This is a genomic window from Pollutimonas bauzanensis (assembly GCF_900129885.1).
In the GTDB taxonomy this organism is placed as follows: Bacteria; Pseudomonadota; Gammaproteobacteria; order Burkholderiales; family Burkholderiaceae_B; genus Pollutimonas; species Pollutimonas bauzanensis.
Window position 1 is genome coordinate 106,326 of record NZ_FQXE01000001.1, and the last position, 13,550, is coordinate 119,875.

12 protein-coding genes are annotated in these 13,550 nt (G+C 63.3%); all 12 read right to left on the reverse strand.

Annotation, left to right across the window (positions count from 1 at the left end):
- Nucleotides 1-13: 13 nt before the first annotated feature.
- A complete protein-coding gene (locus BUB23_RS00545; RefSeq protein WP_073100968.1) occupies nucleotides 14-988 on the reverse strand; it encodes a Bug family tripartite tricarboxylate transporter substrate binding protein in 975 nt (324 codons plus the stop codon).
- A gap of 61 nt (nucleotides 989-1,049) precedes the next feature.
- Nucleotides 1,050-1,751 carry a GntR family transcriptional regulator gene (locus tag BUB23_RS00550; RefSeq protein ID WP_073100970.1) on the reverse strand — a complete coding sequence of 234 codons (702 nt, stop codon included), beginning with the start codon at nucleotides 1,749-1,751 and terminating at the stop codon, nucleotides 1,050-1,052.
- Nucleotides 1,752-1,829: 78 nt separating this feature from the next.
- A complete protein-coding gene (locus BUB23_RS00555) occupies nucleotides 1,830-3,029 on the reverse strand; it encodes an MFS transporter (RefSeq protein WP_073100972.1) in 1,200 nt (399 codons plus the stop codon).
- A 25-nt stretch (nucleotides 3,030-3,054) separates the two neighbouring features.
- The gene (locus BUB23_RS00560; protein WP_073100974.1) at nucleotides 3,055-3,702 is read right to left on the reverse strand and encodes a phosphoribosylanthranilate isomerase; all 648 of its coding nucleotides are present in this window, start codon (nucleotides 3,700-3,702) and stop codon (nucleotides 3,055-3,057) included.
- A 21-nt stretch (nucleotides 3,703-3,723) separates the two neighbouring features.
- Nucleotides 3,724-5,412: a TRAP transporter large permease gene (locus BUB23_RS00565; RefSeq protein ID WP_073100976.1), complete on the reverse strand. Its 1,689-nt coding sequence runs from the start codon at nucleotides 5,410-5,412 to the stop codon at nucleotides 3,724-3,726.
- A 2-nt stretch (nucleotides 5,413-5,414) separates the two neighbouring features.
- Nucleotides 5,415-6,041, reverse strand: coding sequence for a TRAP transporter small permease subunit (locus BUB23_RS00570; RefSeq protein WP_073100978.1), 627 nt, complete (start codon nucleotides 6,039-6,041; stop codon nucleotides 5,415-5,417).
- A 163-nt stretch (nucleotides 6,042-6,204) separates the two neighbouring features.
- Complete coding sequence (truA, locus tag BUB23_RS00575) at nucleotides 6,205-7,017, reverse strand: tRNA pseudouridine(38-40) synthase TruA (protein WP_073100979.1); 813 nt, start codon at nucleotides 7,015-7,017, stop codon at nucleotides 6,205-6,207.
- 6 nt (nucleotides 7,018-7,023) lie between these two features.
- Nucleotides 7,024-9,000: a type IV pilus assembly protein FimV gene (locus BUB23_RS00580; protein WP_178372240.1), complete on the reverse strand. Its 1,977-nt coding sequence runs from the start codon at nucleotides 8,998-9,000 to the stop codon at nucleotides 7,024-7,026.
- Nucleotides 9,001-9,059: 59 nt separating this feature from the next.
- Complete coding sequence (gene asd, locus BUB23_RS00585; protein ID WP_073100981.1) at nucleotides 9,060-10,190, reverse strand: aspartate-semialdehyde dehydrogenase; 1,131 nt, start codon at nucleotides 10,188-10,190, stop codon at nucleotides 9,060-9,062.
- Nucleotides 10,191-10,231: 41 nt separating this feature from the next.
- On the reverse strand, nucleotides 10,232-11,308 hold the full coding sequence (gene leuB / locus BUB23_RS00590; protein WP_073100982.1) for a 3-isopropylmalate dehydrogenase: 1,077 nt from the start codon (nucleotides 11,306-11,308) through the stop codon (nucleotides 10,232-10,234).
- A 105-nt stretch (nucleotides 11,309-11,413) separates the two neighbouring features.
- Entirely contained in the window at nucleotides 11,414-12,064 is a 651-nt protein-coding gene (gene leuD / locus BUB23_RS00595) for a 3-isopropylmalate dehydratase small subunit (protein WP_073100984.1), read from the reverse strand.
- Nucleotides 12,065-12,073: 9 nt separating this feature from the next.
- A complete protein-coding gene (leuC, locus tag BUB23_RS00600; protein WP_073101600.1) occupies nucleotides 12,074-13,477 on the reverse strand; it encodes a 3-isopropylmalate dehydratase large subunit in 1,404 nt (467 codons plus the stop codon).
- Nucleotides 13,478-13,550 lie beyond the last annotated feature (73 nt).

A 13,550-nucleotide genomic window follows, 5' to 3' on the forward strand; every position in this document is an offset into this window, starting at 1 on the left:
AAAGCTCGGCTGTTCAAGCCGTCAAATTGATGTTCTGTTCTTTGGCCAGCTTGGTCCAGCGCTCCAGGTCGAGCTTGGCGTAATCGGCGAATTCCGCGGAAGTCATGGGCATGGGCTCGATGGCTTCGATTTCCAGTTGCTTGGCGAGGTCGGGCAGAACCAGCACCTTGTTCAGGCTGTCATTCAGGACCTTCACGACGTCCTTGTCCATTCCCGCCGGACCCGACACGCCGTACCACTGCAGGACATCGTCAAAGCCCTTTATGCCCAGCTCTTCGAACGTGGGCACATCCTTGAAGCGGGGGTTGCGCGTCTTGCCCGTCACGGCGATGGCCCTGACCGTCTGGGATTTCAGGTGAGGCACGGCGGCGGCAAGCCCGGGAAACATGGCCTGGGTCTGGCCGGCGATCAAATCGGTAAACGCGGGCGACACGCCCTTGTAGGCAATGTGCACCATGTTCGAGCCCACCCGCTGCTTGAGCAGCTCCATCAGCAAGTGAGTAAGGGAACCGGCGCCCGCCGAACCATAGTTGGTGTTCCCATCGTTCTTTTTCGAATAGGCGATGAAGTCCTGCAGATTATGGATGGGCAGCTTCGAGTTGACTACCAGCACATTCGGCGTGCCGCCTATCATGCCCACCGGGGTGAAGTCGCGTATCGGATCGTAGGGGACATGGCGGGTGGCCGGGCTGGTGGCAAGCGTTGCCACATACCCTTGCATCAGCACATAGCCATCCGGCTGGGAGCGCGCCGTCTTCTGGCAGGCGATGATGCCCCCGCCTCCGCCCTGGTTGTCCACGATGAATGTCTGCCCCAGTTCCTTGCCCCAGGCGTTGGTCACCGCCCTGCCGACGAAATCGCTGCCTCCGCCGGGCGCGACCGGCACGATATAGGTGATTGCGTGAGAGGGGTATTTTGATTGGGCGGAGGATATCTGCGGCATGCCCAGCAAGGCAGCGCTGCCCAGTAAGAAAGAACGGCGTTTCATCTTGATTGTCTCCTGGATGTTGAAGGGTCGCTAAGTTTTCTTGTGCCAGCCGCCTTGCGGGCTAGTCGTCGCCGGAAAGCCGGCCATGCGCATTGATGACATGGTGGCTCAGCAGCTCGGCGCAGTAATCCGCATGCGCGATCGTTTCGGAATCGCGCAAGGCTTTGACGATCTGCTTGTGTTCCTCGTTGGATCGCTGCCGATGTGATGAAGTCGAAAGATTCGTCAACCGCGACAAATGCAGTTTCTGGATGACTTCGCGATAAGCCTTGGCGATTTCCTTGTTGCCGGCATAGTCGATAAACAGCCAGTGAAAGCGCAGATTCTCGCGGTAATAGGCCTGCGGATTGTCCTCCGCGTCCGCGGCGTCCATGGCCTGGGTGCAGGCTTCCAGGTCCTGCACCAGCATTTGCCGCCGTTCGGCGGGCAGGTGCGAAGCCATCCGGCCGGCATGGCTGTCCAGCAGAGCGCGGAATTCATAGAGGTCGCGCACCTCGGCGTCGGTCAGTTCGCGCACGTACACGCCGAAGTGCTTTCTGGAAACCACCAGGCCGGAGCTTTCCAGCGCCCGCAGGGCTTCGCGCACCGGCACGCGCGACACTTTGAGCTGTTCGACCAGTTCCGATTCCCTCAAGACCTGGCCGGGCGCAAAAGCTCCCGACAGGATCTGGCTCAGCAACTGGTCCCGCACCAGCTTGCCCAGCGAGGTATTTTTGATTTCGTCGAAATCGTTCTGTGCGACTTCGTTGAATAGCCAGTCCATTTCCGAGCCTAGATTTATTGAGTCGTATAATTGTATACGATTCTGCGGAAACAGAGAAACCCGTCCGCAGTCCTCTGCTTATCCGGGCGCGTGGCGGCGCATGCGCCACAGCGCCACGCCGAAGATCAGCAGTCCGCCCAGCGCCAGGGCCGCGCCTACCCAGCCTGTGGAAGTCCAGCCATAGCCCCCGGCGATGGCCAGGCCGCCCAGCCAGGCGCCCAGCGCGTTGGCCATATTGAACGCAGAATGATTCAGCGAAGCGGCCAGGGTTTGCGCATGGGGAGCGGCATCCATCAAGCGTATCTGCAGCGGCGGGCCGATCGCGACGCCGCTGCCTATGAGCAGCATGCTGAACATGGCCGTCCATGGATGGCCCGCCGCGAACGGAAACAGCGCCAGCACCAGTATGTTCCAGACCAGCAGCACGCCGATGGCCGGCATCAGGGCCTGGTCGGCCAGCCATCCGCCAACCATATTGCCTATGATCATGCCCACCCCGACGAAGGACAGCGCGAATGGCACCCACACCGGCGCCACGCCGGACACCTCCGTCAGCGTGGGCGCAATGTAACTGACCACGCTGAACAAGCCGCCAAAGCCTATTGCCCCTATGCCCAGCGTCAGCCATACCTGTTCCAGCCGCAGCGCGCTCAGCTCGCGCATCGGGCTGTTCAGGCGCGACGCGGGCGTGTCCGGCAGGATGCCGCGCAGCAGCGCCATGGTGAGCAATCCTGTCGCGCCGACGGCGGCGAAAGCGGCCCGCCAGCTCGTAGCCTGGCCAAGCCAGACCGCCAGCGGATTGCCGATCAGCACGGCCACGGTCAAGCCCAGCAGGACGCGGCCCACGGCCTGCCCGCGCCGGGAGGGCTCGGCCATGGCCGCCGCCACCAGCGCCGCCACGCCGAAATAGGCGCCGTGCGGCATGCCGCTCAAGAAGCGGAACAGCATGACCGAGCCATAGGACGGCGCCAGCGCGCTGGCGAAATTTCCCGCCGCGAACACCCCCATCAGCAGAATCAGCAGCAGACGGCGCGGCAGCCTGGCGGCGATGACCGAAATCAGCGGAGCGCCTATCACCACGCCCAGGGCATAGGCGCTGATCAGATGCCCGACTTCGGGCGCGCTGAGGTCCAGATCGGCGGCGATATCGGGCAGCAGGCCCATGATGGCGAATTCGCCCGTGCCTATCCCGAAGCCGCCGACAGCCAGGGACAGCTCGGCCGCGATGCGGCGGCCGGTGGAAACGGGGCGGGCGTGGCCCGCGGCGCGCGCAGACATGGATGCGGGGATGGTGGCCTGAAGACTACAGGCCGCGCACCGCGGCCAGGAATTGCCTGATCTTCTGCGGACACTTGTCGCCTGGCGCCGCTTCCACGCCGCTGCTGACATCCACGGCATAGGGCCGCGTGGCCATGATGGCGGCGGCCACCGTATCGGGCAAGAGGCCGCCGGACAGCACCATCGGGCGGCTGTCGCCGGCCTCCTGCACCAGCCGCAGGAGGGAGGGATCTAGCCTGCGGCCGCTGCCGCCGTAACCCTCGCTGTAGCTGTCGAACAGCCAGGCGCTGGCCGACTGGTAGCGCCGGCATGCCTGCAGAAGGCCTTCGGGCGTATCCAGCCCTGGGGCGCCCACGCGGAATGCCCGCATATACCTGTGGTTGAAGCTTTCGCAATATTGCGGCGACTCGTCGCCGTGGAACTGCAGGAGCTCGGGCCGCAGCTGATCGATGGCTTCTTGCACTTCGTGTTCCGGGGCATTGACGAACAAGGTGACGGCGTTGACGAAAGCCGGCACGGCGGCGCGCAGCAGGCGCGCCTGCTGCAGCGATACGGCGCGCGCGCTCTTGGCGTACAGCACCAGCCCGACAGCGTCAGCGCCCGCCTGCACGGCCGCATGAATATCTTCGAGGCGGGTCAGGCCGCAGATTTTGACGCGAGTGCGTGCTTGCAATTGAATATTCCTTATCTTTATCTATTTGAACGCGGCGCCAGGGTCGGCCGTACCCTCGCCACTGGAACCACCATCGTAGGAATCGGTTCCGTACACGTTGTCAGCGCCGAACCTGATGGTGGTGGGGTCCACCACCGGCGCATCATTCTTGTAATGCATGACCATGCCGGGAAACAGCATGACGGCCGCCACCATGGCGAGCTGTATGCCGATGAACGGCACCGAACCCCAGTAGATCTGCCCCGTGGTCACTTTGGATATGAGCTTGCCCGTGACACGGTCATGATAATCGTCCTTGGGCGCCACCGAGCGCAAATAGAACAGCGCGAAGCCAAAGGGCGGATGCATGAACGAGGTTTGCATATTGACCGCCAGCAGCACCCCGAACCAGATCAGGTCTATGCCCATTTTATCGGCTACCGGCCCCAGCAGGGGAATGATGATGAAAGCCAGCTCGAAGAAATCCAGGAAAAAGGCCAGGAAGAAGGTCAGCAGGCTGACCACGATGAGGAAGCCCCATTGCCCGCCGGGCAGCCCGCTGAGCAGGTGCTCGACCCAGATATCGCCGTTCACGCCGCGGAAGCTCAGGCTGAATACGGTCGAGCCCACCAGGATGAAGACCACGAAGCATGACAGCTTGGTGGTCGTGTCCATGGCCTGCCTGAGCAGGGGGAACGAAAAGCGGCCGCGCGACACGGCCATGACCAATGCGCCCACGGCGCCCATGGCGCCGCCCTCGGTCGGGGTGGCCACGCCGATGAAGATCGTGCCGAGCACCAGGAAAATCAGGAACAGCGGCGGGATCATCACGAAAGTGACCCGCTCGGCAATGTCGGACAGCAGCCCCAGACGCAAAGTCTTGTTCACCAGGGCAATGACGAGCGCGGTAATCCCCCAGCCGACGAGCATGATGACGACACGCTCGTCGACGGCCACCTGGGTGTGCTCGCTGAAATAATATTCGGAGCCGAAATAGGAGACGGCCGAAGCGATAAGGGTCAGCACGCCAAGCGAGCGCAGCCCGCGGCTGCCGTCCGGCTTGACATAGATGCGCGCCTCTTCGGGCAGGGCCGGCGCGCTGGCCGGCTTGAGCAGCGAAATGACCACGATATAAGCGATGTAGGCCAGCGCCAGCAGCAGGCCGGGCAGCATGGCGCCGCGGTACATATCGCCGATGGAACGACCGAGCTGGTCGGCAAGAATGATCAGCACCAGGGACGGCGGAATGATTTGCGACAGCGTGCCCGAGGCCGCGATCACCCCCGCGGCCAGCCGCCGGTCGTAGCCGTAGCGCAACATGATGGGCAGCGAAATCAGGCCCATGGAAATGACCGAGGCGGACACCACGCCGGTCGTGGCCGCCAGCATGGCGCCGACCAGGACGACGGCAATGGCCAGGCCGCCGCGTATCGGGCCGAACAATTGCCCGACGGTTTCAAGCAGATCTTCCGCCATTCCCGATCGTTCGAGTATCAGTCCCATCAAGGTAAAGAAGGGCACGGCCAGCAGCGTATCGTTGGCGACGATGCCGAAAATGCGTTGCGGCAATGCCTGGAACAAGGCGGGCTGCATCAGCCCCAGGTCTATGGCAACCAGGCCGTACAGGATGCCATTGGCGGCCAGCGAAAAGGCAACCGGAAAGCCCAGCAGCAGAAAAACGATCAGGTTGATGAACATGATCGGGGCCAGGTTATCGACAAAAAACTCCATGATCAACGGCCCCTGCTTATTGTGTTTTGAGCGGCATTGCGGGCATCCAGCTCGGCCTGCCTGAGGATTTCATCGGCCAGCTCTTCTTCGGCGCTTTTGCCGTGGGCGCGCGCCGTCGGGTCGGGGCAGGCCCCGATCAGGAAACCTATGCATTTGATGAGGTGGGACAGCCCCGCCAGGATCAGCAAGCCAAAGCCGACAGGTATCAACAGCTTGGCGGGCCAGCGTATCAGGCCGCCAGTATTGGACGAAAGCTCGTGCAGCACCAGCGATTCATAGAAGAACGGCAGGGAAAGCCAGAAAATGAGGAAGCACGCGGGAAAGAGGAAAAACAGCACGCCGAAGATCTCTATTTTTATTTGTGTGCGCTTGGAAAACTTTTGCGCGAGAACGTCTACCCGCACGTGCTCATTGCGCAAAAATGTATAGCCCGCGGCCAGCAGGAAGATCGCGCCGAACAGATACCACTGCAATTCCAGCCACGCATTGGAACTGGTATTGAACACCTTGCGTATGATGGCGTTGCTTGCGCTCACCAGCACCACGACGAGCGTCAGCCAGATAACGGCCTGCCCCACGCGCAGATTGATGTTGTCGATTATTTTTGATAAAGCGAGAAGAAATTTCATGAGTCCCACTCAGGAAGGTGACAATGACTCCGGACTAACAGCGGCGCGCCTGCTGCGCATTTTGCCGCGCAAAAGCTAACAAGTATAAACGATGGGTGTCTGATGGAAACGGCATGAATTCTATCCGATTCCAGGGCGCCTGGCTCTTGGTGTATGCCCAGGGTCAGCAGCCGGCCGGGTAAAAACCGAGGTGCGAGAACAGCGCCTTGTCGGCAGGCAGAACAGGCAGGCCGAACTCGGCGGGATAGTCCACTTTGGCCAGGTACAGGCCGTCGGGCGCGAACGTGGGAGCGGCCAGGCGGCGGTCGCGCTGCGCCAGCAAGGCTTCCATCCATGCGGGGGCCTGCCTGCCCTGCCCGACATACAGCAGAGCGCCCATCAGGTTGCGGACCATATGATGCAGGAAGGCGTTGGCCTTGAATGTGAACAGGAAGAAATCGCCGTAGCGCTGTATGTCCAGCGCCTGCAGAGTGCGCACGGGACTGGCGGCCTGGCATTGGGATGACCTGAAGCAGCTGAAATCATGCTCGCCGACCAGGAACCGCGCCGCCTCGCGCATGCTGGCCAGGTCCAGGGCATGGTATACCCAGCCGGCGCGGCCGTGCAGCATGGGCGAACGTACCCTGGAATTGCGGACCAGATAAAGGTAGGTGCGCGACACGGCGGAGAACCGGGCATGGAAGGTGTCGGGCACGGCTTGCGCCCATTGCACGGCAATGCTGTCGGGCAGCAGCGCATTGAGCCCGCGCACCCAGGATTCCATGCGCCGCTGCACGGCGGTGTCGATATGAACCACCTGGCCCAGCCCGTGCACTCCCGTATCGGTGCGCCCCGCGCAGATGGTGCCGACGGGCTGCGCCAGGAATTGCCCGAGCGCGGACTCCAGCCGGTCCTGCACGGTGCGGCCGCCGGTTTGCGTCTGCCATCCCTGCCAGGACGACCCGTCGTAGGCCACTCCCAAGGCCATGCGCGGCATGGCGCCTCAGCTCTTTTGCGTTTTCAGATCGTCCCGCGGCGGCTCTTCGAGATCGAAGTTGATCTGGTCGAGCTTTTCCTTGACCATGGCCTCTGTCACCAGGCCGCTGTGGTCGTCGTCGTGAGAGGCATTGGCCCGGCGCAATATCCAGGCGATGATCAGCACGATCAAAGCCAGCAAGCCGGTAATGACGCCCAGCATATGTTCTTGTATCCAGGACACGGTGTGTTCCGCCTTGTTTGAATTAGAGGGCATGGGCGGCGCGGCGTCGCCCGTCCGGCCAGCGCCGCTGGCAGCGGAGCCGCCACCTGATTTGCCTGCCGCACTCGCGCCAGCGCCCGATGCCGAAGCATTCCCCGCCGGGCTGCCCGCACCGGCTGCCGCGGCGCCCGGCGTGGCGGTATCGACGCCATCCACCGCTGCATCGTTCGACGTTGCGCCGTTTGAAGCCGCGCCGTTTGAAGCCGCCAAGCCCGACCCGTTGGCGGCTGCGGCATCGCCGGTGTTGCCGGCCCCTGCGTTGCCGCCAGCGTTGCCGGCCGCTGTGCTGCCGGCAGCCGCCCCGACGCCTGAGTCCACAGGCGCGCCAGCGCCGCTACCGCCCGCTGCGGCGCCTGGCGCGGCGCTTGCGCCAGAGCCCGCCGCGCCAGAAGCCGCGGAAGACGGCGCGTCGCTGCCGCCTGCGCCGCTGGCCATGCCGGGCAAGGATAGCCCGAGACCCTTTGCGCCATCGACAAGAAGATCCTTGGCTGCCTCGCCCTGCGATTGCAAAGCCTCGTTCAAATGCTTGACGTTCTGCTCCAGTTGCGAAACCCGCTGTTCCGAGTCCTGGATGCCTTTGCGGGTGGCCAGCCTATCGTCCGCCTGGACATCGGCGGACGATGCGCCGCCTTGCCCGTCCGCGCCAGTCCCGCTGGCCGCCGAGCCGCGGGCACTGCCGGCGGCTCCCGCGGCGCCCTGCGCATAGGCATCGCCAGAACCAGTAGCGCCCTGCGCATAGGCAATGCCTGAACCTCCACCGCCCTGCGCGTTGGCGCCGCCAGACCCCGCGGCCCCTTGCGCGGCACCCCGCTCATTGCCGGCGGCCTGGCCGCCCCTGTTTCTTGCGGTCTCGCCGCCGGACAGGCGCAATTGGTCGCGCGGGCCCGCGGCGGGCTCGGGGGCGTGGGGAGCGCCGGCCGAAGAAACCACGCCGCTGGCCGCGCCGCCTTCCTGCCCGACAACGGAAGCCTGGCCCGCGGCGCGCTGCCGGTACAGGGCGAAAGCCTGCGCCTGCCTCTGGAAAATCCGCCGCGCTTCACGGTCGGAAATGGCGGTAAGCCCGGCCATGTCCGGCATGGAAAGCGTCGCGCCGGCCTTGACCAGATTGACGTTGTCTTCGATGAAGGCCTGGGGGTTGGCGCGTTGCAGCGCGATCATCATCTGATAAATCGTGACGCCCGGCACGGCATGGCGCCTGGCGATGCGGAACATATTGTCGCCGCGCTTTACCCGAATGGCGGCCGCGGACGCATGGCCGCCGCTGGCTGGATTGCCCATAGCCGCGGCCGATGCGCCGGCCGCGGCGCCTTGTGGCGACGCGCCGGCGGACCTTATGGCGTCCTGGCTTGCGTGGGTGAGCAGGCTGACTTGATAGCGCTGCTGGCCGGACGCGGTGCGCACATCCAGCAGCAAGTCGGCCACCGGCTTGTCGAAGGGCTGATCCGAACGCACTTGTATGATCTTGCTGCCCGGAGCGAAACCATCGGCCAGCCGGGTCTGCAGGCTGGCCAGGTCGACGGGCGGTATCAGGCCGGCCTGCAACCACGCCGAAGCTGGCGCGGCGCTGACCGAAATCGAACGCAAGTCGTCGGCGCTGAGTTGGGTTACCGGCACATCGATGCGCAAGGGCTGGCCCAGCGCGGAGACGATGCGCGAATGCCCGAAGCTTGCCGCATGCGCCGTCGAGCACATCAGCAGTGCCGCCGCCAGTGCCCCGACCAAAGGTTTAGTATTTGAGACTAACGCAGCAGACGACGACACACAGCGGGACATACGCATTTTTATAATTCACCCAAAGTAATTCGCAACATTCGGCGCAGCGGTTCCGCCGCCCCCCATAATAGCTGATCGCCCACCGTAAAAGCGCTTAAATATTCCGGCCCCATTGACATCTTGCGCAGGCGGCCCACCGGGATGTCCAGAGTGCCAGTCACCGCGACGGGCGTCAACTGCCGCATGGTGATGTCGCGCTCGTTGGGAATGACCTTGGCCCATTTGGAGCCCTCGCGCAACATGCCGGCGATTTCATCCAGCGGCACATCGCGCTTGAGCTTGATGGTCAGGGCCTGGCTGTGGCAGCGCATGGCGCCGATGCGCACGCACAGGCCGTCAATGGGCGTAGGGGCGCTGCCGAATGCTTCGCCGCGACCGAGTATCTTGTTGGTCTCGGCCTCGGCTTTCCATTCTTCGCGCGACATGCCATTGCCGAGATCCTTGTCTATCCAGGGGATGAGGTTGCCGCCCAGCGGCACGCCGAAATGATCGCGCGGAAGCTCGGGGTCCTGCTGGGCCTGCAATACGCCGCGGTCGATATCCAGGATGGCCGATGCGGGGTCGTCCAGCTGCAGCTTGACCGCGGCGTTGAGCAGGCCGAACTGGGTCAGCAGTTCGCGCATGTGCTGGGCGCCGCCGCCCGAGGCCGCCTGGTAAGTCATGCTGGTCATCCACTCGATCAGGTCGTTGTTGAACAGGCCGGCCAGACCCATCAGCATGCAGCTGACCGTGCAATTGCCGCCTATGAAGTTCTTCACGCCGCGCTGCAAGGCGGCATCGATGACCGGGCGGTTGACGGGGTCGAGCACGATGATGGCGTCGTCAGCCATGCGCAAAGTGCTGGCGGCGTCTATCCAGACGCCATCCCAGCCGGCGGCGCGCAATTTCGGGTAGACGGCCGAGGTGTAGTCGCCCCCTTGGGCGGTGAGGATGATAGGCAGTTTTTTCAGGGCGTCGATGTCGTAGGCGTCCTGCAGGAGGCCGGCGCCATCGGCCCAGGCCGGAGCGGCGGCGCCTGTATTGCTGGTAGAAAAAAATACCGGCTGGAACAGGGAAAAGTCGCCCTCGTCGCGCATGCGCTGCATGAGGACCGAACCCACCATGCCGCGCCACCCTACCAAACCCACTACTTGGTTCATGTTGCTGTCACTCTAAAAAGATAAAAATCGGTTCTGAAACATTATTTTAATGCTTTCAGGACGGCATCACCCATTTCGCTGGTCGAGACCCTGGTCGTGCCGTCCTCGTGGATGTCGGCCGTGCGCAGGCCTTGCTCGAGAACCGCCTGGACAGCGGTCTCGATGCGGTCGGCCTGCCCCGCTTCGTTCAGGGAATAGCGCAGCAGCATGGCCGCCGACAGGATCGTCGCCAGCGGATTGGCGATGTTCTGGCCGGCGATGTCGGGGGCCGAGCCATGGCTGGGCTCGTACAGGCCTTGATTGGACGCATTCAGGGAAGCCGACGGCAGCATGCCGATGGAGCCGGTCAGCATGGCGGCTTCATCGGAAAGGATGTCGCCGAACAGGTTGCCGGTGACGATCACGTCGAAGGCCTTGGGCGCGCGCACCAGTTGCATGGCGGCGTTGTCCACATACATGTGCGACAGTTCGACATCGGGATATTCGCGCGCCACCGTTATCATGATGTCGCGCCAGAACTGGGATGTTTCCAGCACGTTGGCCTTGTCCACGCTGCACAGTTTCTTGCCGCGCTTGCGCGCCGCCTGGAAGCCCACGTGGGCGATGCGCCGCACTTCCGATTCGGCGTAATGCATGGTGTCGAAGCCCTGGCGCTCGCCCTTGAAGGGGCCGTCCTCGATATCGCGCACGCCGCGCGGCTGGCCGAAGTAGATATCGCCGGTCAGTTCGCGCACGATGAGAATATTCAGGCCGGACACCACTTCAGGCTTGAGCGAGGAGGCATTGGCCAATTGCGGATACAGGATGGCGGGACGCAGGTTGGCAAACAGGCCCAAGGCCTTGCGCAGGCCCAGTATGGCCTGCTCGGGCCGGAATTCGCGCGGCAGCGCGTCGTACTTCCAGTCGCCCACGGCGCCAAACAGGATGGCGGCGGAATTCCTGGCCAGCTCCAGAGTGGCCGGCGGCAAGGGATGCTCGTGCGCGTCGAAAGCCGCGCCGCCCACCGGCGCGCTGCGCAAATCCAGGTCCATGCCCAGCGCGCCGAGCACCCGCAGGGCTTGTTCGATGATCTCGGGGCCGATCCCATCGCCCGGCAATACAGCAATCTTGTGACTCATTATTTTATTTCCTAAACATGTTGGCCATACACAACAGAAAAAAGGGCTGCGTCGCCGCGGCCCTTAGGGATGGAGCTTTGGATCCACAGCTCCAAAGCAGATGCGCTATGCGATGGGATGCGCTTCCAGCCAGGGGTGGCGCGCCAGCCTTTCGGCCTCGAAAGCGTGGATCGCATCGGATTTCTGCAGCGTCAGCGCGATCTCGTCCAGGCCGTTGATCAGACAATGCTTGCGAAACGGCTCGATGTCAAAGGCCAGTTCGCGGTCGTCCTGGGTGATGACGACCTGGCGTTCGAGGTCGATGCGCAGCTTGTAGCCGACAAAAGCCTTGACCTCGTCGAACAGGCGGGCGATCTGCAGCTCGGGCAGGATAATCGGCAAGAGCCCGTTCTTAAAGCTGTTGTTGAAGAAAATATCGGCATAGGACGGCGCGATAATGGCGCGGAAGCCATATTGCGACAAGGCCCAGGGGGCGTGTTCGCGGCTGGAGCCGCAGCCGAAATTCTTGCGCGCCAACAGAATCGAAGCGCCCTGGTAGCGCGGCTGGTTCAGCAGGAAATCCGGGTTCAGCGGACGCTTGCTGTTGTCCATGCCCGGCTCGCCGTGGTCCAGATAGCGCAGCTCGTCGAACAGGTTGGCGCCAAAGCCCGTGCGCTTGATGGACTTGAGGAACTGTTTGGGTATGATCAGGTCGGTATCGACATTTTCGCGATCGAGCGGCGCTACCAGGCCATGATGGGTCGTGAATGCTTGCATGATGGCTTCCTATCGAAAATTTCGTACGTCAACAAAATGGCCGGCGATCGCGGCGGCCGCGGCCATCGCCGGGCTGACCAGATGAGTGCGCCCGCCCTGCCCCTGGCGGCCTTCGAAGTTGCGGTTGGAAGTGGATGCGCAGCGCTCGCCCGGTTCGAGGCGGTCGGCGTTCATGGCCAGGCACATGGAACAGCCGGGCTCGCGCCATTCGAAGCCGGCGTCGAGGAAGATCTTGTCCAGCCCTTCCTGTTCGGCCTGCAGCTTGACCAGGCCCGAGCCCGGCACCACCATGGCCTGCTTGACCGACGCCGCCACCCGCCTGCCGCGCGCCACGCTGGCCGCGGCGCGCAGGTCTTCGATACGGGCATTGGTACAGGAGCCGATGAAGATGCGGTCGACCGGGATGTCCACCAGCGGCGTATTGGGCTTGAGGCCCATATACTGCAAGGCCCGCTCCATGCCGTTGCGGCGCACGTCGTCTTTTTCCTTGTCGGGATCGGGCACGCGGGCATCCACCGAGAGCACCATTTCAGGCGACGTGCCCCAGGTGACCTGCGGCATCACTTCGCGCGCGTTGATCTCGACCACGCGGTCGAACTTGGCGCCGTCGTCGCTGTGCAGCGTGCGCCAGTACTGGACCGCCTGGTCCCACAAGGCGCCGGAGGGCGCATAGGGACGGCCGCGGAAATAATCAATGGTTTTCTGGTCCACAGCCACCATGCCGGAACGCGCGCCGGCTTCGATCGCCATATTGCATACCGTCATGCGGCCTTCCACCGACAAGGCGCGTATCGTGCTGCCGCCGAATTCAATGGCGTAGCCGGTGCCGCCCGCCGTGCCTATCTTGCCGATGATGTAGAGAACCAGGTCCTTGGCGGTGCAGCCGAACGGCAGCTCGCCCTCGACCTTGATCAGGAGGCTCTTGTTCTTCTTCATGAGCAGGGTCTGGGTGGCCAGGACGTGCTCCACTTCGGAGGTGCCGATGCCGAACGCCAGGGTGCCCAGCGCCCCGTGCGTGCTGGTATGCGAGTCCCCGCAGACCACGGTCATGCCGGGCAAGGTGGCGCCCTGCTCCGGCCCGATGATGTGCACAATGCCCTGGCGCCTGTCGTTCATGCGGAATTCGGTGATGCCGTATTTTTCGCAGTTATCGTCCAGCGTATCGACCTGCAGGCGCGAAATCGGGTCGGTGATGCCCTGCGCGCGCGCGGTGGTGGGCACATTGTGGTCGGCCACCGCCAGGTTGGCGCTGACGCGCCAGGGCTTGCGGCCCGCCAACGCAAGGCCTTCAAAAGCTTGGGGGCTGGTGACTTCATGCACCAGGTGGCGATCGATATACAGCAAACAGGTGCCGTCGGCCTCTTGATGCACAACATGTGCATGCCAGAGTTTGTCGTACAGGGTTTGGGCCATGATATTGCTCTTTGAGAAGGAAAAAAGAAGCTCCATGTCATTATGCCACTGTACAAACCTGGTACAAGACTAG

What these genes read in the sequence shown, in the direction of transcription:
- BUB23_RS00550 (WP_073100970.1), bottom strand. Translation starts at nt 1,751, where the DNA reads ATGGACTGGCTATTCAACGAAGTCGCACAGAACGATTTCGACGAAATC.
- asd (WP_073100981.1), bottom strand. Translation starts at nt 10,190, where the DNA reads ATGAACCAAGTAGTGGGTTTGGTAGGGTGGCGCGGCATGGTGGGTTCG.
- BUB23_RS00565 (WP_073100976.1), bottom strand. Translation starts at nt 5,412, where the DNA reads ATGGAGTTTTTTGTCGATAACCTGGCCCCGATCATGTTCATCAACCTG.
- truA (WP_073100979.1), bottom strand. Translation starts at nt 7,017, where the DNA reads ATGCCGCGCATGGCCTTGGGAGTGGCCTACGACGGGTCGTCCTGGCAG.
- BUB23_RS00545 (WP_073100968.1), bottom strand. Translation starts at nt 988, where the DNA reads ATGAAACGCCGTTCTTTCTTACTGGGCAGCGCTGCCTTGCTGGGCATG.
- BUB23_RS00555 (WP_073100972.1), bottom strand. Translation starts at nt 3,029, where the DNA reads ATGTCTGCGCGCGCCGCGGGCCACGCCCGCCCCGTTTCCACCGGCCGC.
- leuB (WP_073100982.1), bottom strand. Translation starts at nt 11,308, where the DNA reads ATGAGTCACAAGATTGCTGTATTGCCGGGCGATGGGATCGGCCCCGAG.
- BUB23_RS00570 (WP_073100978.1), bottom strand. Translation starts at nt 6,041, where the DNA reads ATGAAATTTCTTCTCGCTTTATCAAAAATAATCGACAACATCAATCTG.
- leuC (WP_073101600.1), bottom strand. Translation starts at nt 13,477, where the DNA reads ATGGCCCAAACCCTGTACGACAAACTCTGGCATGCACATGTTGTGCAT.
- leuD (WP_073100984.1), bottom strand. Translation starts at nt 12,064, where the DNA reads ATGCAAGCATTCACGACCCATCATGGCCTGGTAGCGCCGCTCGATCGC.